This window comes from Arthrobacter woluwensis (genome assembly GCF_900105345.1).
GTDB classification, from domain to species: domain Bacteria; phylum Actinomycetota; class Actinomycetes; order Actinomycetales; family Micrococcaceae; genus Arthrobacter_E; species Arthrobacter_E woluwensis.
Window position 1 is genome coordinate 1027500 of record NZ_FNSN01000003.1, and the last position, 17809, is coordinate 1045308.

The window sequence follows — 17809 nt, forward strand, 5'->3', positions numbered from 1 at the left end:
GGCCCCGGACCATCACGGTCCGGGGCCTTTCCCGTGGAGCGGAACCGGTCAGCGCGGGATCAGACGTCCCAGCTCGGGGCCCAGCAGTTCCGCGTAGCGGCGGTTGAGGTGGTTGGCGTCGAAGTACACGTTCACACCGCCGATCACGGCATAGCACTTCTCCTGACGGCAGAAGTACGGCGTGAGGTCGACGAGCCGGACGCGCGGCGAGGCGGCGGCCCGAACCCCTGCTGCCAGCGGATCCTTGGGCTGGGCGATCCTCTGGGCCACCGCGCAGGCCGCGGGGTTGTCCGATTTGAGGGTGACGCAGTCCGGCGACCTGACCGCGCCGTTGAGCGGCGGATCGGCGAGCACCGCCACGGTCGAGCCGTTGGCGGCCCAGCCGCGCCAGGACCGGCCCAGCCCGGCGGCGAGCTGTTCCTCCTGCGGACGGCCGGAGCCGTCGTCGACGCTGATGTGGCGGGCGAAGGCGGAGGTGATCACGAGCGACGGCCGGTCGGTGGTCAGCGCCCTGGAGACCGCCGAAGCCCAGACGCGGCAGGAGTCACGGGTGTTCTGGGAGCGGTCACCCTCGAATCCGGTGAAGGAGACATCGCCCGCGGGGCAGCCGCCCAGCATGCTCGTGGTGAGGACCCAGCGCTCCCGGCGCGCGACGTCGTACACCGCGGACTGCCACTGCTGCGCGTGGGAGTCGCCCACCAGCCAGACGTGGCGCGCCCGGGAAGTCCCCTGGGAGAAGTCGCAGAGCTGGCTGGTCCGCTTGCCGCGTGCGGAGAGCTCCTGGTGCGCGGGGCGGCATTCCGGAGGGGAGAGCCAGTACTGGTTGTCCTTCGTCATCACCGGCTGGAGGGACGGGCCGTCCCAGCCCGGGCAGTGCGCGCCGGGAACCAGCGACCGAGGACCGTAGCAAGGGCTCTGGGCCTGCTGGGCGGCCAAGGCGATCGCCTGATCCTCCTTCACCCCGGCCCAGTGGATCTGAAGGGCCGTCCCGCAGGCCATCACGGCCATGGCGCAGGCCATCGCCAGGAACGTCCGCGGCGAGGAGGACCGCAGCCAGGTCATCCGCTGGCCCGGGTCCTCGATGAACTTCTTGCTCAGGGCCGCGAGTGCCAAGGCCAAGACTCCCAGGACCACCTTGTCCGGAGTTCCGATCGGCCGGCCCAGGGCGAACGGCGCCAGCACGATCAGGGGCCAGTGCCACAGATAGAGGGAGTACGAGACGTCCCCGAGGAATTGGACCGGGCGTGATGCCGTGAGCGGTCGCGCGAACGGCGGGTTGCCGCCGTTGCCGGCCACGATCACCGCGGCGGTCGCCAGCACCGGCAGCGCCGCGATCCAGCCGGGGAACGCGGTGTCGGCCGTGAAGAACCAGCCGCAGAGCAGGATGCCGAGGAAACCGGCGGCGCCGAGGACCTTGGCCGGCGCCGGGGGCAGCAGCCGGGGGCGGCGCAGCGCCGCCAGCGCGATGAGCCCGCCGGCGGCGAACTCCCACGCGCGCCCGTACGTCACGAAGTAGGCGGGGTTCGGGTCCGTCGCCGTGGCGACGATGCAGGCCGCATAGCTCGCTGCGGCCACCACCAGGAGGCCGACGGTCACCACCCGATGGGTCGAACGGCGGATCCTGGCCGCGAGAAGCCAGAGCCCGAGCAGCAGGAGCGGCCAGACGAGATAGAACTGTTCCTCGACCGACAGGGACCAGTAGTGCTGGGCGATGGTGGCGCTGTCCGTATGGGCCGAGTAGTCGACGGATTTGGCGGCGAGCAGCCAGTTCTCGCCGTACAGCGTGGAGGCCAGGATCTGCTGTGCGGTGTCCGGCCAGCGGGAGAACGGCAGCAGAAGGAGCGACGCCGCGCCGCCGGCCAGCAGGACCAGGAACGCCGCGGGGAGCAGCCGCCGGATCCGTCGGGCGTAGAACGCGCCGAACCTGAGGCGGCCGGTCCCGTCGATCTCTTTGAGGAGGTGGGTGGTGATGAGGAAGCCCGAGATGACGAAGAAGACGTCGACGCCGATGTAACCCCCGCGGAACACCGCCGGCCAGAGGTGATTCAGGACCACGGCGGACACCGCCACCGCACGGAGCATCTGGATGTCCGCCCGGAACGCGCGGCGGGGTGCGGAAGGTGGGGCCTGGCGCAGGTGGCGGAATGTGGTGCTCATCGTCCCCACAGAATATCGGGGGGAGACGGCCCGCCCCGTCACAGACGGGGAAGGCCCCGGACCGGAAGCCTGGTCCGGGGCCTTCCCCGTGGAGCGGTGTGGACTACTTCTTGAGCTCGAAGCGGTCGTTGTCCATGACCTTGGCCCATGCCGCGGCGAAGTCGCTGACGAACTTCTCCTGAGCATCGTCCGAGGCGTAGACCTCGGCGAGAGCGCGGAGTTCCGAGTTGGCGCCGAACACCAGGTCCACGCGGCTGCCGGTCCAGCGGCCGTCGGCGGTGGTGTAACTCTGCTCATCATCCGCCGGGATCCAGGTCTGGCCGAGGTCCAGCAGGTTCACGAAGAAGTCGTTGCTGAGGGCGCCCGGGCGGTCGGTGAAGACACCGGTGTTGGAGCCGTCCCAGTTGTTGCCCAGCACGCGCAGACCGCCGAGGAGCACGGTCATCTCCGGAGCGGAGAGGTTGAGCAGGTTCGCGCGGTCGATCAGCAGGTACTCGGCCGGCAGGTTGATGTACCCGCTGTTGTAGTTGCGGAAGCCGTCGGCCACCGGCTGCAGCCAGGCGAACTGCTCCGGGCTGGTCTGCTCCTGGGTGGCATCCACGCGGCCCGGGGAGAAGGGCACGGTGACGGTCTGACCGGCGGCCTGCGCGGCCTTCTCGACGCCGACATTGCCCGCGAGCACCACGACGTCGGCGAAGGACACCTTGACGGGAGAGGTCGCGTTGAAGTCGGCCACGATGCCCTCCAGGACGGAGAGGACGGGCTTCAGCTTGTCCGGCTGGTTCACGGGCCAGTTGACCTGCGGTTCCAGACGGATTCGGCCGCCGTTGGCGCCGCCGCGCTTGTCCGAACCGCGGAAGGACGCCGCAGCCTTCCACGCGGTGGAGACGAGTTCCTCGACCGTGAGGCCGGATGCGGCGATCTTCTCCTTGAGCACGGCGATCTCGGCGTCGCCGATGGTCTGCTCCGGAGCGGCGGGCAGCGGATCCTGCCAGATGAGGTCCTCGGCCGGGACCTCCTTGCCGAGGTAACGGACCTTCGGGCCCATGTCACGGTGGGTCAGCTTGAACCAGGCGCGGGCGAAGGCGTCCTCGAAGGCGGCCGGATCGTCCTTGAAGCGCAGGGAGATGGGGCCGTAGATCGGGTCCTCGCGCAGGGCCAGGTCGCTCGTCAGCATGCGCGGCTCGCGACGGCCTTCCGAGTGGGCCATGGGGACCATGTCCGCACCGGCGCCATTGGTGGGGCGCCACTGCTTCGCGCCGGCGGGGGACTCCATGAGCTCCCACTCGTACGCGTAGAGGATGTGGAAGAACTCGTTGTCCCAGCGGGTCGGGTGGTAGGTCCAGGTGACCTCCAGGCCGGAGCCGACGGTGTCATCGCCGAAGCCCGTGCCGTAGCCGTTCTTCCAGCCGAAGCCCTGGTTCTCGAGCGGAGCGGCCTCGGGGTCCGGGCCGATCTGGTCATCCTTGTGGGCGCCGTGGGTCTTGCCGAAGGTGTGACCGCCGGCGATCAGGGCGACGGTCTCCTCGTCGTCCATGCCCATGCGGCGGAAGGTCTCACGGATGTCGATGGCGGAGGCCAGGGGGTCCGGGTTGCCGTCCGGGCCTTCCGGGTTCACGTAGATGAGGCCCATCTGCACGGCGGCGAGGGGGGCTTCCAGGTCGCGGGCGCCCGAGTAGCGCTCGTTGTCCAGCCACACCTTCTCCGGGCCCCAGTAGACGTCGTCGTCGGCTTCCCAGACGTCCGGCCGGCCACCGGCGAAGCCGAAGGTCTTCACACCCATGTCCTCGAGGGCGACGTTGCCCGCCAGGATGAACAGATCGGCCCAGGAGATCGACTGGCCGTACTTTTTCTTGATCGGCCACAGCAGGCGGCGGCACTTGTCCAGGCCCACGTTGTCCGGCCAGGAGTTCAGGGGAGCGAAGCGCTGCTGGCCCGCGCCGCCGCCGCCACGGCCGTCGTGGGAGCGGTAGGTGCCGGCGGAGTGCCAGGCCATGCGGATCATGAACGGTCCGTAGTGACCGAAGTCGGCGGGCCACCAGTCCTTGGAGTCCGTCATGAGAGCCGTCAGATCGGCCTTGACCGCGTCCAGATCGAGAGCCTTGAAGGCCTCGGCGTAGTCGAAGCCGGGGTCGAGCGGGTTCGCGACCTCAGGGTTCTTCGCCAGGATCTTCAGGTTGAGCTTGTTGGGCCACCACTCAGTGTTGGCGCTGCCCTTGGTGGGGTGTACACGGCCGCCGTGGGCGACAGGGCATTTAGAGACGGTGCTCTCAGACACGGTGTTCCTTCCGGGGATGGTTGATACGGGTGTGAAGGGAAGTTCTGGGGCCGGGGTGCGGCTCAGCCGCCGTCCTGGCGTTCGGCGGCGAGGCAGTCCTGGCAGATGCCCTGGTAGAGGACGTCCGCGATCTGGATGCTCATGGGCTGCTGGTCGTCATTCCAGTGGGGATGCAGGCAGGGCGCATGCCCGACGGCGCAGTCCACGTCCTCGATGCGCCCGCAGCGGGTGCAGATGGCGTGGTGGTGGTTGTCCCCGGTGCGTGTCTCGTACAGCGCGGGGGAGTGCGGCGGCTCGAAACGCCGCAGCATCCCGAGTTCCGTCAGGTCACCGAGGACCACGTAGACGGACTGCGCGGAGAGGCCCGGGAGCTCGCGCCGGGCCAGATCGAGGATGTTGTCCGCGGTGGAATGCGGATGGGTGTCGATGGCTGCGAGCACGGCAAGGCGCTGCTTGGTGACGCGCCGTCCGGCGGTGCGCAGCTGCTCGGACCAGGCCGAGGCCCGATCGGGGAGTGCCGTGAACTGGGACATGACCCCATTCAAGCACTTATTTTGACTAGCTCGCAATTAGTGGCGGGAAATTCCCAGGAATATGTTCGGCGGACCCGGAAGAGGCGCTCAGGACTCGACGATCCTCTGATTCGTATTGGTGTAACTGATCGAGTCGGCGGTGCTTCCCACCAGACCCATCGTGACCCGCAGGAGTCCCGGCGCGACGTCGTCCAGCGGGGGCGGCGTGTCGGTGCCGAGCGTGAGCGAGCGGCCGCCCGCCGTCGTCGCGGTGACGGAGCCGAGGTACACGTCGACGTGGCCTTCGAGCTTCATGGTGTCCGCCGTGGTGACCAGGCCGGGGCCGTTCGGAGGCCGGACGGTGAGGGAGAAGCCGGTGATGGTGATCGAGTCGGCGCTGATCTTCAGCGCGCGCACGCTCCCGCCGTCGACGGTCGGCACCGAGACGATCCCGATCGAGTGCAGGCCGGTGAACGAGAGCCCGCGGGAGCCGAGGGAGGCGGGCGTCCTGGTGAAGATCGGGGCACCGTCCTCCCGGGTGGCCTTCACGGGCTTCTTCGGGGAGGGCTTGGCGCTGGGGGACGGATGAGCAGGATCGGAGGGCGCGGACGACGGCGATCCGCCGGGCTCCTGCGCGCCGGTTCCCGGGGTGCCGGCTCCCGGGGTGCCAGGCAGGGGGATGCTCGGCGTGGGGATGCCGGGCGCGCCGCCGGACCCGTTCCCGGGGGTGCCGGGTGTCCCGGCGCCAGGGGCGGGGGTGGTCGCAGAAGGCTTGGGCGTTCCGGGGGTGGGGGACGGCGTCGGGGAGTCGCAGGTGAAGAGGATGGGGAGGCAGAAAGCTGCGGGCTGGGTCGCGGGGGCCTGGGCGGCGCCGAGGGTGAAGGGTGTCACCAGCACGGCGCCGGCCAGCAGCGCTCCCAGTCCGCGGCGGCGGCGCTGTGTCATGAGGCGTGTTCTCCCTGGGGTGCGGGACTCCGTCTCATCCAGGCCGCCACGAGCACGCCGCCGGTCCCGGCCAGCAGCATGCCGATCAGGAAGCCGCCGAGATTCACGCCCACCAGCGAGTACACGGCGACCGCGAGGGCGAGCACGCCGTAGAACACATGGTGGTCCGGCATGGTCATCGACAGGATGCCCAGCAGCAGCAGAGCGATCGGGATGATGGTCGCCTGCAGGCCTTCGATGCCGAGCTGGACGTGCAGGTGACCGATGTCGAGCTGGCCGGAGAAGAACATCTCCACGCCGCCGAGCGCCACGAGAAGGCCGCCGATGAAGGGGCGCTCCTTCCGCCAGGTCCGGAAATCGCTCGCCGCGGGAGCCTCGGACGTCTCCGGCGCCTCAGTCGTTTCGGAGGCGAGGATCGACTCCAGGGGCTCCGTGGGCTCGGTCGGTTCCGCCCGGGATTCCGCGGCGGGCGTGACCGGATGCCGCAGCGTCCGGTCGGCGTCACCGCGCCGCGCCCGTCGCGAGGCCTGCGGTGTCAGGCCGTTCTCCGCCAGACTGCCGTCGCCGTTCAGAAGCATCCCTTGGACCCGTCCGTCAGCTCCAGCTTCATCCCGTTGAGGGTGAAGACGGAGGCCTGAGTGCTCCAGGCCGTCTGTTCGAGGTTCTTGATGGTGACGGTGTCGGCATCCTGGGCGAAGTCGCCGGGCGTGCCCTTCGCCGCCGTGTTGACGGTGGACGCGTCCACGCCGATGCGGATCTTGCCGAACGAGGCGTCACCCTTCAGGCCGGTCATGCCGATCTGAAGGTCGGAAGCGGAGGCGGGGTTGCCGCCGCCACCGGCCTTGATGAGCACGCCGACCTTGCCGAGGGGGGTGTCGGTGGTGACGGCTTGGCAGAGATCGCTCAGCGTGGCGCTCTTGATGTTGGCGATGGCCACGGTGTGGTTCTTGCCCTCGGTGTCTCTCGCGACGCCGGCGTACTGGGAGAAGCCGGTGCCTTCCAGTGACGAGGCGCCGATCTGGAACTGACTGCCGGAGACGGCGAAGGAGACGGGGACTGCGCCCTGGGCGATGCCGCCCATCAGAGCGCTGGCGACGAGTGCGGCGGGGACCGCGGCGAGCACGATGCGGGCTGTGTGCGAGGAAGTGACCTTACGGAGACGCTCAGACCTGGGGAAATTCATCGGACCTCCTGGAACGGGCGCCGACCCCTTCGGCGGCGCGCATGTGACGAAGATAACTTTTTAGTTGACTTCGAGTCAATAGTGGTCCGTCGAGGCGCGCTGCGCCGGGGCGGGGAGGATCGCCAGGGTCAGCCTGCGTCGTATGGCGTTCCGTGGCGTTCACCGTGGCCCGCGTCAGTAGACTCAGAGGGTGTCCGAAGTGCAGCGCATCCGCCTGAGTCCAGAGGAACGCCGGGCTCAGCTGATCGCCACCGGCGTCAACTTCCTGGCCGATCATTCCCTCGATGAGTTGACGATGGACGAGCTGGCCCGACGGGCCGGGGTCTCACGGCCGCTGCTGTTCCACTATTTCGAAACCCGGCAAGGGATGCACCTGGCCGTGGTGACGAAGGCCAGGGACAGTCTGCTGGTCGCCACCGAGCCGCGCCTCGACCTGCCGCCGCGGGAGCGGGTTCACGAGACCCTGCTGAGGATCACGCATTTCGTGCAGCAGCACCGCGGCACCTTCTACTCGCTGGTCCGCGGCATTGCCAGTGGCGATCCGGCCGTCCGGACCGTCGTGGACGAATCCCGCGAACTCAACGCGGAACGTCTCCTGGACGCGTTCATCGAGCTGGGATTCGAGGACACCGCCATGCTCCGCGTGGCTTTGCGCGCCTGGGTCTCCTACGCTGAGGAGGCGCTGATCAGCCTGGCGATCGAGCGCGACACCGACGCGGACGCCGTCGTGCGCTTCCTGGAGGCCGGGCTGCGGGGCATGGTCGGTGCGACTCGCGAACTTCAGGCGCCGGACTACGCTTAGCCGGTGCGGAGATTCCTGGCTGACCTGACGCCCCTGCGGGAGAGTCCCGCCTTCAAGCGCCTCTGGATCGGGACCGCCGTCTCCAACGCCGGAAGCCAGCTCACCGTGGTGGCGCTCAGCCTCGAGGTCTACAAGATCACACAGGAGAGCTCCTACGTGGGCCTGCTGAGCGTGTTCGCCCTGGTCCCGCTCGTGATCGCCGGGCTTTTCGGCGGGTCGGTCGCCGATGTGTACGACCGCCGGACGGTCGCGATCGTCGCCTCCGCGGCCCTCTGGCTGAGCGCGCTGGGACTGGCCGTGCAGGCCTGGCTCCACCTGGAGAACGTCTGGCTGCTGTTCGCGCTCGCCGCCGTGCAGAGCGCCGCGCTCGGTATCAACGCCCCGGCGCGCTCCGCCATGATCCCGCTGCTCGTGCGCCCCGAGCTGCTCGCGTCCGCGAACGCGCTCAACATGATCACCTTCGGGCTTTCCACCATGGTGGGGCCGCTCCTGGGCGGCTTTTTGGTGGCGTCGCTCGGGTTCGAATGGACCTACACCCTCGACGCGATCAGCTACTTCGTGGTCATGTGGGCCCTGTTGCGGCTGCCTGCCATGCCGCCCGAGGGCGCGCCCCGCACGGTCGGGGTGGCGAGCGTCCTGGAGGGTTTCCGCTTCCTCGGCACCCGCCCCAATGTGCGCATGACCTTCATCCTGGACCTCATCGCGATGATCACGTGCCAGCCTCGGGCACTCCTCCCGGCCATCGGCGCCGTGATGCTCGGCGGCGGGGAGACCACGGTGGGCATCCTCCTCGCGGCCTTCGCGCTGGGCGCCTTCCTGGCGGGTCTGTTCAGCGGTCCCCTCAACCACGTGCGGAAACAGGGTGTCGCCGTGGTCTTCTCCATCATGGCGTGGGGAGCGAGTCTCGGCGCCTTCGGTCTCATGGTCGTCCTGGCCGGCGACGGCGGCCGCCACGGCGTCACGGTCTGGCTCCTGCCCGCCGCGCTCTGCTGCGCTGCGGCCGGGGTGGCGGACTCCATCAGCGCCGTCTTCCGCAGCACGATCCTTCAGGCGGCCACGCCGGACGAGTTCCGAGGGCGGCTCCAGGGCGTCTTCATCGTGGTGGTGGCCGGCGGGCCGAGGCTCGGCGACATGCTGGCCGGCGGCGCCACCACCTGGTTCCGTGAAGGCTGGGTCCTCCTGATCGGCGGGCTGGTGTGCATCCTGATCACCTGGGCGGTGTCCCGGGCGCAGAACGGATTCCTGGCCTACGACGCGCGGAACCCGGTGCCCTGAGTGCACGTTGGACAGGAGAGACGCTGGAGAATGGAAAGAGACCAGCCGCCCGCCCGGAACCGTCCGGGGCTTTCGCGAGTGAGGAGCCATCCGTGCACAATCATCACAACGGCCTGAAGACCGCAGCGCTCTTCGGAGTGCTCTGGGCGGTGCTTCTGGGGCTCGGTGCGCTGATCGGGTTCTGGACGCGCAGCACCGCCCCGATCTGGATCATGGCGTTGATCGGCGTGGCCACCACCTTCTACAGCTACTGGAACAGCGACAAGATCGCCATCCGTTCCATGCAGGCCGTGGAGATCCCGGAATCCCAGGCGCCTGAGCTGTACCGCGTGGTGCGAGAACTCTCCCAGACGGCCGGCCAGCCGATGCCGCGGATCTACATCTCACCCACCATGACCCCGAACGCCTTCGCCACCGGGCGCAATCCGCAGCATGCCGCGGTCTGCGTGACCCACGGCATCGTGCAGCTGCTGAACGACCGGGAGCTGCGGGGCGTTCTGGGCCATGAGCTCATGCACGTCTACAACCGGGACATCCTGACCTCGTCCGTCGCCGCGGCGGTGGCCGGCGTCATCACCTCCGTGGCGCAGTTCATGATGTTCTTCGGTGGCGGCAGCCGCGACGGCGAGCGGAACATGAACCCGCTCGCCGCGATCGCGATGGCGCTCCTGGCACCCTTCGCCGCGTCGCTGATCCAGATGGCGATCTCGCGGACCCGGGAGTACGACGCCGACGAGGACGGCGCGAAGCTCACGGGCGACCCGCTGGCGCTCGCCTCGGCTCTGAGCAAGATCGAGCGCGGCGTCAGCCAGTACCCCCTGCCGGCGGAGCAGACGCTCGTGAACACCTCGCACCTCATGATCGCCAACCCGTTCCGCGGCGCGAACGTGGCGAAGCTGTTCGCCACGCACCCGCCGATGAAGGACCGGATCGCCCGTCTGGAGCGCATGGCGGGCCGCTGAACCCTTCGTATCTCGCGAGAAGCCAGTGGAGCTCCACCCCGTGGCCCGGGGTGGAGCTCCACTGGCTTCTCGAGGCGGGGCCTTCCCAGAAGAGCGCAGGGCGCCTAGGCGAAGAGCCCCTGGCCCACGTACTCGCCCGGCTTGATCCCCGGCGGCACGGCGAACAGGCCGGAACCGGTGTGCTTGAGGTACTCGACGCTCAGCCGGTCGCTGGACGCTAATCGGTTCTGCATGGGCACGAACTGCGTGCGGGGATCCCGGACGAAGGCGATGAAGAACAGGCCCGCGTCCAGCCGGCCCAGGGAGTCGTTGCCGTCCGTGAAGTTGAAGCCGCGGCGGAGCATCTTCACGCCCTTGTTCGTGGCCGCGTGCGCCAGCCGCACATGGGAGTCCATGGCGATCAGGGGTGCGTCGCCACGCCCCTTGGCCTCGAAGTTCGGCTCGGTGAACTCCTGGCCACCGGACAACGGGGCGCCGGTGGACTTGGTCCGCCCGATCACGGCCTCCTGCTCGCCGAGCGACGTCCGGTCCCAGACCTCGATGTGCATGCGGATCCTGCGCGCCACGAGGTAGCTGCCGCCGGCCATCCACTGTTCGCCGGGCTTACCGCCCGGGGCCACCCAGACGTGCTCGGCCAGCTGCGCCGGTTCCTCCGCCTTGAGGTTGGCGGTGCCGTCCTTGAAGCCGAAGAGGTTGCGGGGCGTCTGCTGGCTGGTGGACGTGGAGGACGTCCGGCCGAAGCCCAGCTGGGACCAGCGCAGCCGGGCCCGGCCGAAGGCGATGCGGGACAGGTTGCGGATCGCGTGGACGGCCACCTGCGGGTCGTCCGCGCACGCCTGGATGACCAGATCCCCGCCCGTGCGCTGAGGTTCCAGCTGATCGCCCGGGAAGTGCGGGAGCTCGATGAGCGCCTCCGGAAGGCGGCCGGAGAGACCGAAGCGGGGCGCGCCGTCGTCGGTCAGGAAGAAGGAGCGGCCGAAACCGAACGTGATGGTCAGGTTCGACGCGGAGAGGCCCATGGCCTCGCCGGTGTCCGACGGCGGGGCCTCGTAGTCGCCGCCCACGGCGCCGCCTTCGCCGGCCTCACGCCCTGCGGCCATCGCCTCCGCGGCAGCCGTCCAGTCCTTCAGGAGGCCGACGACGTCGTCCCGGCTCGTGGCGGTGACGTCGAAGGCCGCGATGTGCAGGCGGTCCTGGACCGGCGTCACGATCCCGGCCTGATGCTCGCCGTGGAACGGGACGACGGCGGAGGCCGCGGGCTGCGCGTCGGCGCCGGACGGGCGCGTGACGGCGTAGCTCGCGGCGGCGCCGATGGCGCCCGCGCCGACCAGCGACGCGGTGGTGAGGAGCCCGCGCCGGCTGACCCGCGGGCCGGAGGACGACGGAACGCCCGCCGTCTCCTGGGAGGTGGTCTCCTGGGAGGCGGCGGGCGGGACCGGGGTGCTGTCCTGCTCGGGCATGGTCAGAGGACCACCGCGGCGGTCAGCTGGCCGAGGGGTTCGCCGAGGGCGTCCACCAGGGCGGCGAGCTGCTTGACCTGGTCGGGGGTCAGCTCGTTGTAGTACTTGAAGCCGTCGCCGACCTTGTACTTGTCCAGCTCGGTCTGCAGGGCCGCGAACCGCTGATCCAGGGTCTTGGCCAGTTCGGGCTTCTTGAGGGCGACCACGGGGCGGAGGTTCTGGTAGGCGATGCGCGCGCCGTCGACGTTGGCCTGGAAGTCCCAGAGGTCGGTGTGGGACCAGATCTCCTCTTCGCCGGTCACCTTGCCGGTGGCGACCTCGTCCAGGAGCTCCTTGGCTCCGTTGCCGAGCTTGTCCGGGGTCAGGGTCAGCGTGCGGGTCCGCTCGAACAGCGTCTGGGTGTCCGCCACGAGTTTCTGGGACAGCTTCTGGCGTTCGGCCGCGGTGAGCGCGGTGTAGCCCTTCGGCGGGAAGAGATCCTTCTCGGCCTTGTGCCAGCCGGTCCACTGCTGACCCTTCTCCAGGTCGGCCTCGCGGAGGTCGAGGCTGGGGTCGAGATCGCCGAACGACTCGGCCACGGGCTCGATGCGCTCCCAGTGCATGCGGACCGAGGCGTAGAGGGTGCGGGCCTTCGCGGCGTCACCGGAGGCGTAGGCGGCCGCGAAGGCCTTGGTGCCGGTGAGCAACTGCTCGGTCTGGTCCTTGACGTAGGAGACGTACTGCTTGGTGGCGGTGTCCAGGAGTGCCTTGGTGTCCGAGTCCACGGAGGCGGTGGTGCCGGATGCCTCGACGGTGAAGGCCGAACGGATGCCCTCGCCCTGCATGCCGGGCTTGCAGGCGGTGAGGTACTTGCCCTCGGGAGCGGTCACCACGAGCTTGCGGGACAGGCCGGGGCCGATGTTCTCGACTTCTCCGACGATCCGCAGGCCGTCCTCGGCCAGAAGGTAGAACTCGGTGACCTGCTGGCCGTCGTTCTTCACCTCGAACGTCAGGTGGCCGCTCTTCGCCGTGACGGTGCTGAGTTTGCACTCCTTGTCCGTGCTGCTCACGGAGATCGGACCGTCCGTGGCGCCGGCGGCCGGCTTGGCGTTGTCCGTGCAGGCGGTCAGCGCCAGGGGAGCGACGACGGCGAGGACCGCGAGGGAGCTGAGGGCGCGGCGAGGGGAAGCGGGCATGACTGTCCTTGGAGAGTTCGTGAAGGAGGGGTTCAGGAGGCCGGGGCGGCCGTGCGGGAGACGACCGTTGCGGCCTCCGCGGGGATGCTCTGCGCGGCGCGGCGTGCGGCGGCTGCCTTGCGGGCGGCCTGCGAGCGGCGGTAGTTGCGCAGGTAGAAGTACAGGGTCGGGACCACGTAGGCCCACCAGGCGATCGCTTCCAGCCAGGTGGTGGCCGGGGAGAAGTTGAAGGTGCCCTTGAGGAGCGTGCCGTACCAGGAGTCCGGCGGGATCGCGCCGGAGACGTCGAACGCGAGGTGGTGGAGGCCCGGGAGCAGGCCGGCTTCCTGGAGGTCGTGGATGCCGTAGGAGAGCACTCCGCCGGCCACCAGGATCAGGAAGATGCCGGTCACGGTGAAGAACTTGCCGAGGTTGATCTTGAGGACCCCGCGGTGCAGCAGGTAGCCGAGCAGGACCGCGACGGCCAGGCCGAGGACGGCGCCCAGCAGCGGGACGGTGCTCTCGCCGGTCGCCTGCGCGGCGGCCCAGAGGAACAGGGCGGTCTCGAGGCCTTCGCGGCCCACGGAGAGAGCGCCCACCAGGATGATGCCCCAGGCGGCGCCGGTGGCCGCGGCGTCGATCTTGCCGTGCAGTTCGGTGCCCAGCGTCCGGGCGGTGCGCGCCATCCAGAAGACCATCCAGGTGACCATGCCGACGGCGACGATCGAGAGCGATCCGCCGATCGCTTCCTGCGCCTCGAACGTCAGGCCACGCGGGCCGAAGGTGAGGAGCGCGCCGAACGCGATGGAGATGGAGACGGCGGCGCCGATCCCGATCCAGAGTTTCGGCAGGAGGTGGGAGCGTCCGCTCTTGACCAGGTAGGCCATGAGGATCACGACGACGAGGGTCGCTTCGAGGCCTTCGCGCAGACCGATCAGGAAGTTCCCGAGCATGCTGGATTCCTTGCTGTGTATGGGGTGCAGCGCGGCCCGGGGAGGGGTGCGCCGAGCAGAACATTACTCTCTCGGCTGAATTATGCAAACTTTATGTTGGCTATTGGAGTCAGGTGAGCTTGGCCTCGGTCCGGCACGGCTCGCGGCCGGTCCCGTCTCCGGTCCGCGGCGACGTCCGCAGACGACGACGGCGGGCGCCACCGCGTGGGAGGCGCCCGCCGTCGTCGTGGGCTGGCTCGGTGCGGCGCCGATGCGCCGGTCCGGCTAGCTGCGGAAGTTCACGAACTGGAGGTCGACGTCCTCGAAGTTCTTGAGCAGTGCCATGGTGGCCTGCAGGTCATCGCGGGACTTGGAGGTCACGCGCAGCTCGTCGCCCTGGATCTGGGACTTGACGGACTTGGGGGCCTCGTCGCGGATGAGCTTGTTGATCTTCTTGGCGATGTCCTGCTCGATGCCTTCCTTGATGGAGGCTTCGATGCGGTACTCCTTGCCGGACGGGAAGGGCTCGCCGGCGTCGAGGGACTTGAGGGAGATGCCGCGCTTGATGAGCTTGGACTCGAAGACGTCCAGGACGGCCTTGACGCGGTCCTCGGAGTTGGCCTTCATGAGGATCTTCTCGCCGCTGAAGTCGATCTCGGCGCCGACGCCCTTGAAGTCGTAACGCTGGGCGATCTCCTTCTGGGACTGGTTGAGGGCGTTGGCAACCTCTTGCTTGTCTACCTTGCTGACAACGTCGAACGTGGACTCGCCGGCCATGATTCTCCTTAGGCGGTGGGTGGTTTCTTCCTACGAGTTTAAGGCCTGGCGCTACGGAACGCGCGGGGAGTCGGCCTCGTGGCTCACAGTTCACTCTCAGCTGATCTCTGGGCGGAACTCATCCGGGCGGGGAAGAGTTGCCTCAGTAGGAACTCCGACAAGGTTCCCGAAGAGAGTGAAGGCAGGAGAAGTCATGACGGCGGAACGCAAGCAGGACGCGGTCCCGGCCTCGGTCGGCAAGCAGAGCAGCCGGACGGCCACGGTGATCAAGGGCGCGTCGGCCGCGCTCGCCTCCGCAGCAGTGGTGGCCGCGTCCGTGGCCTTCGCCCCGCAGGCCGCGCCTCAGGCACGGGTGAACGGCATCCACGCGGACCTGCAGCGCGCGGTGCAGCTCAAGCAGCTCACGCCCGAGCAGGCCGCACGTTTCGAGGAGCGCATGAGCCGCACGATCCTGGGGTCCGGCGAGGGCTCCGGGGAGGACGAGAGCAAGGCCTGATCCGCCGTCCGAAGGGCCTGAAGAGGCCCGATTCGATTCTGCGGAGAATCTTCTGTAAAGTTGTCTTGCTTCCACTCGCCGGAAACGACGGGCGGAAGTGCTTCTTCGTGAAGCTCGGCAGATTACCCGAGCGGCCAAAGGGGGCTGACTGTAAATCAGCTGGCACTGCCTACGGGGGTTCGAATCCCTCATCTGCCACCACGGAAAGGCCCGGAACCACATGGTTCCGGGCCTTTCGTGTTTCCTGGGCGAAGTCGCCGTGCCGGCAGCCGCCGACGCACCGGGGGCGGCCCCGGCCGTGAGCGGGTTCAGTTCTCCAGCGCGTAGCCGTCCAGGTGGTGGACCAGGCGGCGGCCCAGGCCGCCGTCGAGCTGGATCCAAAGGGTGGTGCGGTCGTGCGTCATGCCGTCGACGTGGCCGACGATGCGGTCGCCTCGCTGGTCCGCGAGGGCGATCGGCTGGCCCGACGGGATTTCAGGCCAGAGGTGGTTGATCTCGGTGGCGCCCAGTGCACTCACGGCAGTCTCCTTTGCTGCTTGTTCTCTTCGTAATGACCTCATTTTCCAGGAGTTGAATGAATGGCGGGTGAACTTCCGCCGTGAATTACCCCCAGGTCGGCTTCGCCCTTCGTCCACATGCGATGCGCATCTTCTTGTATCGGATCAGACCATCGCCGAGCATGAATCCCATGAACACCCCGACCCTGGACACCGACTCCCTGGTGCTCCGTCTGCGCGCCGCCGGCTGCGTCTTCGCCGAGGAGGAGGCCGCCATTCTGGAGGAGAGCGCGCAGGACGAGGCGCATCTCCTTCGGCTGTGCGAGCGGCGGGAACGGGGCGAACCGCTGGAGCAGCTCGTCGGCTGGGTGGATTTCGGCGGCCTGCGGCTCTCGGTGGGGCCCGGAGTCTTCATCCCCCGGCAGCGGACCCTGTTCCTGGCCGGGCTGACGCTCGCCGCTGCCAGGGAACATCCGTCCCCGGTCGTGCTGGAAGCCTTCTCCGGCGCGGCGCCGGTGGCCGCCTGGGTGGCGCACCACCTCTCTGAGGCGACGGTTCATGCGAGCGATGCCGACGCCGTCGCGCTGGCACATGCGGAGAGGAACCTCGGCTCCGGGGCTGCGGTGTCGCGGGGGACAGTGCTGTCGGCGGTGCCGCCGCGGTTCCGCGGCGCCGTCGACGTCCTGGCCGCGGTGCCGCCGTATGTTCCGGAGTCGGAGGCCCTGTTCATGTCCCGCGAGTCCCGAGAACACGAACCCGGCGCTGCCGTTTATGCCGGAGCGGACGGGCTCGACTTCGTCCGGACCGTGATCGACGAGGCCGATCCGTGGCTCAGTCCCTCGGGGCGGATCCTTCTGGAGATGAATCGTGAACAGCTTGCGGCTGCGGCCGCTCACGCCGAAGTGGCCGGGTACGACGTGGAGCGCCTTGTCGCGGAGGACGGCCACACCGGCGTGCTACGCCTGTCCCGGTCCGGGTCTTCCGCACTAAGTTACTGACAAGTAACATAAGGGCATGCACCTCATCTTCCGGACCCTCTGGCTGCTGTTCGCCTCGCGTCGCCGTTCACCGTTGAGCATCTGGGACACGTCCAGTCTGCCGATGCGTGCCCTGCCGACCGATGTGGACATCGCGGTCCACATCAACAACGGCATGTACTTCTCCCTCATGGATCTGGGCCGTTTCGACCTCATGGTCCGCGCCGGGGTGTGGGAGCGCATGCGCAGGAAGGGGTGGAGCCCCGTGGTCTCCGCCCAGACCATCAGCTACCGCAAGTCGGTCAAGCTGTGGCAGCGCTACACGATCGAATCCCGCATCATCGGCCTCGACGCCAAAGCCATCTACTTCGAGCAGCGCATGGTCGCCAACGGCGAGATCTACGCCCGGGCCTACATGGCCACGCGGCTGGTCCACCGGGGACGTCCGGTGAGCAACGAGGAGATCATCGCCGAGGTCGGCCCCGTGCCGGAGGACCTCGTACTGCCGGAATGGATCCACGAGTGGCGTTCCGACGTCGCACTGCCGGGGTCGCGCACGCCGGCGCCGCATGAGTGGTGACTGACCCCGCGGCGCGGTGAAGGTGAGGCTCAGCGGCCGACGTCGCGGGTGCGCAGGACGAGCGCGGCCAGCGCCATCAGGACGATCGTCCCGCCCCACATCCCGGCGCAGGCACCCCAGTCGACGCCCTGACTGAACGGGTCGGAGCCGAAGAACCAGTGGTACGGCGAGAAGTCCAGGAGCCACTTGGCGGAGTCACTCTGCTTGCCCACCGCGTTGAAGACGTAACCGAGCACCGCGACGGCCGCACCGAGGATGAGCCCGTGGGCACGGCGTCCCCGCAGTGCTCCGCCGAGCAGGGCGGCCGCGGCACTCAGAGCCAGCAGCCCGGCGTACCCGAGGGCCGCGCCCGCGACCTTGCCCAGGTCCAGGTTCAGCTGCGACGGGCCGTTGAGCACCGCCACCGCGCAGTACATGACCAGCACCAGGAAGAGCAGCCGCGCCAGGATCGCCAGCGCACGCCCCACCACGAGCTGCGCCCGGGTCACGCCGTGCGCGAGGGTCAGTTCCAGCAGCCCGGACTCCTCGTCACCGCCGACCGCCGACGCGCCCCAGGCGATCGTGGCCATGCTGAGCAGCAGGAAGCCGAGCAGCCCGAACAGCGTCGACTGGGTGTACCCCGGGCCGCTGCCGAGCTGGTCGTAGTTCAGGGTCCTGACCAGCTGGGTGGGCAGCGATTTCAGCAGCTGCTGCATCTGCCCGTTGCCCACCATCGAAGGGAACAGCGGCAGGTAGAGCGCCGCCGCGGCCACCAGACCCACGGCCCAGGCGAGCGTCGCCCGCCAGCTGTCCACCACGCCACGCGTGAAGATCGCGAACATC

Annotated in this window: 19 protein-coding genes and 1 tRNA gene; 8 read left to right on the forward strand and 12 right to left on the reverse strand. The window is 68.9% G+C overall.

Translation table 11 applies throughout. The features are described from left to right. Positions 1 to 48: 48 nt before the first annotated feature. The 6 genes from BLV63_RS05290 to BLV63_RS05315 all read right to left on the reverse strand — a co-directional run bounded on the left by BLV63_RS05290 (position 49) and on the right by BLV63_RS05315 (position 7075). Complete coding sequence (locus tag BLV63_RS05290; protein WP_066211774.1) at positions 49 to 2157, reverse strand: acyltransferase family protein; 2109 nt, start codon at positions 2155 to 2157, stop codon at positions 49 to 51. Between the two features lie 103 nt (positions 2158 to 2260). Next, the gene (gene katG, locus BLV63_RS05295) at positions 2261 to 4435 is read right to left on the reverse strand and encodes a catalase/peroxidase HPI (protein WP_066211773.1); all 2175 of its coding nucleotides are present in this window, start codon (positions 4433 to 4435) and stop codon (positions 2261 to 2263) included. A 62-nt stretch (positions 4436 to 4497) separates the two neighbouring features. After that, positions 4498 to 4968, reverse strand: coding sequence for a Fur family transcriptional regulator (locus tag BLV63_RS05300; RefSeq protein ID WP_066211771.1), 471 nt, complete (start codon positions 4966 to 4968; stop codon positions 4498 to 4500). An 87-nt stretch (positions 4969 to 5055) separates the two neighbouring features. Beyond that, positions 5056 to 5892, reverse strand: a complete 837-nt coding sequence (locus BLV63_RS18310) for a hypothetical protein (protein ID WP_066211769.1) — start codon at positions 5890 to 5892, stop codon at positions 5056 to 5058. Continuing rightward, positions 5889 to 6470 carry a DUF6114 domain-containing protein gene (locus BLV63_RS18905; protein WP_254780478.1) on the reverse strand — a complete coding sequence of 194 codons (582 nt, stop codon included), beginning with the start codon at positions 6468 to 6470 and terminating at the stop codon, positions 5889 to 5891. The genes BLV63_RS18310 and BLV63_RS18905 overlap by 4 nt, the downstream gene beginning before the upstream one ends. Then, positions 6461 to 7075: a DUF6230 family protein gene (locus BLV63_RS05315; protein ID WP_066211767.1), complete on the reverse strand. Its 615-nt coding sequence runs from the start codon at positions 7073 to 7075 to the stop codon at positions 6461 to 6463. The genes BLV63_RS18905 and BLV63_RS05315 overlap by 10 nt, the downstream gene beginning before the upstream one ends. A gap of 190 nt (positions 7076 to 7265) precedes the next feature. Between BLV63_RS05315 and BLV63_RS05320 the strand changes: the two genes are divergently transcribed. From BLV63_RS05320 to htpX, 3 genes are all read left to right on the forward strand, one after another. Beyond that, positions 7266 to 7877 carry a TetR/AcrR family transcriptional regulator gene (locus BLV63_RS05320; protein ID WP_066211766.1) on the forward strand — a complete coding sequence of 204 codons (612 nt, stop codon included), beginning with the start codon at positions 7266 to 7268 and terminating at the stop codon, positions 7875 to 7877. 3 nt (positions 7878 to 7880) lie between these two features. After that, on the forward strand, positions 7881 to 9152 hold the full coding sequence (locus BLV63_RS05325) for an MFS transporter (RefSeq protein ID WP_066211765.1): 1272 nt from the start codon (positions 7881 to 7883) through the stop codon (positions 9150 to 9152). Between the two features lie 92 nt (positions 9153 to 9244). Continuing rightward, positions 9245 to 10114, forward strand: a complete 870-nt coding sequence (gene htpX / locus BLV63_RS05330; RefSeq protein WP_066211763.1) for a zinc metalloprotease HtpX — start codon at positions 9245 to 9247, stop codon at positions 10112 to 10114. Positions 10115 to 10218: 104 nt separating this feature from the next. Here htpX and efeB read toward each other — a convergent pair whose 3' ends face one another. Genes efeB through efeU form a run of 3 tightly spaced genes read right to left on the reverse strand, consistent with a single transcriptional unit; the run spans position 10219 to position 13681 of the window. Next, the gene (efeB, locus tag BLV63_RS05335; RefSeq protein ID WP_066211761.1) at positions 10219 to 11574 is read right to left on the reverse strand and encodes an iron uptake transporter deferrochelatase/peroxidase subunit; all 1356 of its coding nucleotides are present in this window, start codon (positions 11572 to 11574) and stop codon (positions 10219 to 10221) included. Positions 11575 to 11576: 2 nt separating this feature from the next. Next, positions 11577 to 12749 carry an iron uptake system protein EfeO gene (gene efeO, locus BLV63_RS05340; RefSeq protein ID WP_066211758.1) on the reverse strand — a complete coding sequence of 391 codons (1173 nt, stop codon included), beginning with the start codon at positions 12747 to 12749 and terminating at the stop codon, positions 11577 to 11579. 32 nt (positions 12750 to 12781) lie between these two features. Further along, on the reverse strand, positions 12782 to 13681 hold the full coding sequence (gene efeU / locus BLV63_RS05345; protein ID WP_066211756.1) for an iron uptake transporter permease EfeU: 900 nt from the start codon (positions 13679 to 13681) through the stop codon (positions 12782 to 12784). Between the two features lie 103 nt (positions 13682 to 13784). On the opposite strand from efeU, the gene BLV63_RS18640 reads away from it, so the two are divergent. Beyond that, positions 13785 to 13949 (forward strand): hypothetical protein, encoded by a 165-nt coding sequence (locus tag BLV63_RS18640; RefSeq protein WP_175533606.1) that lies wholly within the window; start codon positions 13785 to 13787, stop codon positions 13947 to 13949. Here the strand turns inward: BLV63_RS18640 and BLV63_RS05350 are convergent. Beyond that, the gene (locus BLV63_RS05350; protein ID WP_066211754.1) at positions 13946 to 14437 is read right to left on the reverse strand and encodes a YajQ family cyclic di-GMP-binding protein; all 492 of its coding nucleotides are present in this window, start codon (positions 14435 to 14437) and stop codon (positions 13946 to 13948) included. The two genes, BLV63_RS18640 and BLV63_RS05350, sit on opposite strands and share 4 nt — an antisense overlap. A 193-nt stretch (positions 14438 to 14630) precedes the next feature. On the opposite strand from BLV63_RS05350, the gene BLV63_RS05355 reads away from it, so the two are divergent. Together BLV63_RS05355 and BLV63_RS05360 are read left to right on the forward strand one after the other, a co-directional pair. After that, positions 14631 to 14933, forward strand: a complete 303-nt coding sequence (locus tag BLV63_RS05355) for a hypothetical protein (RefSeq protein WP_066211752.1) — start codon at positions 14631 to 14633, stop codon at positions 14931 to 14933. 116 nt (positions 14934 to 15049) lie between these two features. Next, positions 15050 to 15134, forward strand: a tRNA-Tyr gene (locus BLV63_RS05360). A 107-nt stretch (positions 15135 to 15241) separates the two neighbouring features. Here the strand turns inward: BLV63_RS05360 and BLV63_RS05365 are convergent. After that, positions 15242 to 15451: a hypothetical protein gene (locus BLV63_RS05365; protein WP_066211749.1), complete on the reverse strand. Its 210-nt coding sequence runs from the start codon at positions 15449 to 15451 to the stop codon at positions 15242 to 15244. A 170-nt stretch (positions 15452 to 15621) separates the two neighbouring features. On the opposite strand from BLV63_RS05365, the gene BLV63_RS18315 reads away from it, so the two are divergent. Together BLV63_RS18315 and BLV63_RS05375 are read left to right on the forward strand one after the other, a co-directional pair. Then, complete coding sequence (locus tag BLV63_RS18315) at positions 15622 to 16428, forward strand: N5-glutamine methyltransferase family protein (RefSeq protein ID WP_066211748.1); 807 nt, start codon at positions 15622 to 15624, stop codon at positions 16426 to 16428. Between the two features lie 16 nt (positions 16429 to 16444). Further along, positions 16445 to 16987, forward strand: a complete 543-nt coding sequence (locus BLV63_RS05375) for an acyl-CoA thioesterase (RefSeq protein ID WP_066211746.1) — start codon at positions 16445 to 16447, stop codon at positions 16985 to 16987. Positions 16988 to 17016: 29 nt separating this feature from the next. Here the strand turns inward: BLV63_RS05375 and BLV63_RS05380 are convergent, their stop codons facing one another. Continuing rightward, positions 17017 to 17808, reverse strand: a complete 792-nt coding sequence (locus BLV63_RS05380) for an ABC transporter permease subunit (protein ID WP_139244650.1) — start codon at positions 17806 to 17808, stop codon at positions 17017 to 17019. Position 17809 lies beyond the last annotated feature (1 nt).

Excerpts from the sequence above, each read along its gene's own strand:
- BLV63_RS05315 (WP_066211767.1), bottom strand. The coding sequence starts at position 7,075 with ATGAATTTCCCCAGGTCTGAGCGTCTCCGTAAGGTCACTTCCTCGCAC.
- BLV63_RS05350 (WP_066211754.1), bottom strand. The coding sequence starts at position 14,437 with ATGGCCGGCGAGTCCACGTTCGACGTTGTCAGCAAGGTAGACAAGCAA.
- BLV63_RS05375 (WP_066211746.1), top strand. The coding sequence starts at position 16,445 with ATGCACCTCATCTTCCGGACCCTCTGGCTGCTGTTCGCCTCGCGTCGC.
- BLV63_RS18905 (WP_254780478.1), bottom strand. The coding sequence starts at position 6,470 with ATGCTTCTGAACGGCGACGGCAGTCTGGCGGAGAACGGCCTGACACCG.
- efeO (WP_066211758.1), bottom strand. The coding sequence starts at position 12,749 with ATGCCCGCTTCCCCTCGCCGCGCCCTCAGCTCCCTCGCGGTCCTCGCC.
- BLV63_RS05290 (WP_066211774.1), bottom strand. The coding sequence starts at position 2,157 with ATGAGCACCACATTCCGCCACCTGCGCCAGGCCCCACCTTCCGCACCC.
- BLV63_RS18315 (WP_066211748.1), top strand. The coding sequence starts at position 15,622 with ATGAACACCCCGACCCTGGACACCGACTCCCTGGTGCTCCGTCTGCGC.
- BLV63_RS18310 (WP_066211769.1), bottom strand. The coding sequence starts at position 5,892 with ATGACACAGCGCCGCCGCCGCGGACTGGGAGCGCTGCTGGCCGGCGCC.
- efeU (WP_066211756.1), bottom strand. The coding sequence starts at position 13,681 with ATGCTCGGGAACTTCCTGATCGGTCTGCGCGAAGGCCTCGAAGCGACC.
- BLV63_RS05380 (WP_139244650.1), bottom strand. The coding sequence starts at position 17,808 with ATGTTCGCGATCTTCACGCGTGGCGTGGTGGACAGCTGGCGGGCGACG.
- BLV63_RS05300 (WP_066211771.1), bottom strand. The coding sequence starts at position 4,968 with ATGTCCCAGTTCACGGCACTCCCCGATCGGGCCTCGGCCTGGTCCGAG.
- BLV63_RS05355 (WP_066211752.1), top strand. The coding sequence starts at position 14,631 with ATGACGGCGGAACGCAAGCAGGACGCGGTCCCGGCCTCGGTCGGCAAG.
- efeB (WP_066211761.1), bottom strand. The coding sequence starts at position 11,574 with ATGCCCGAGCAGGACAGCACCCCGGTCCCGCCCGCCGCCTCCCAGGAG.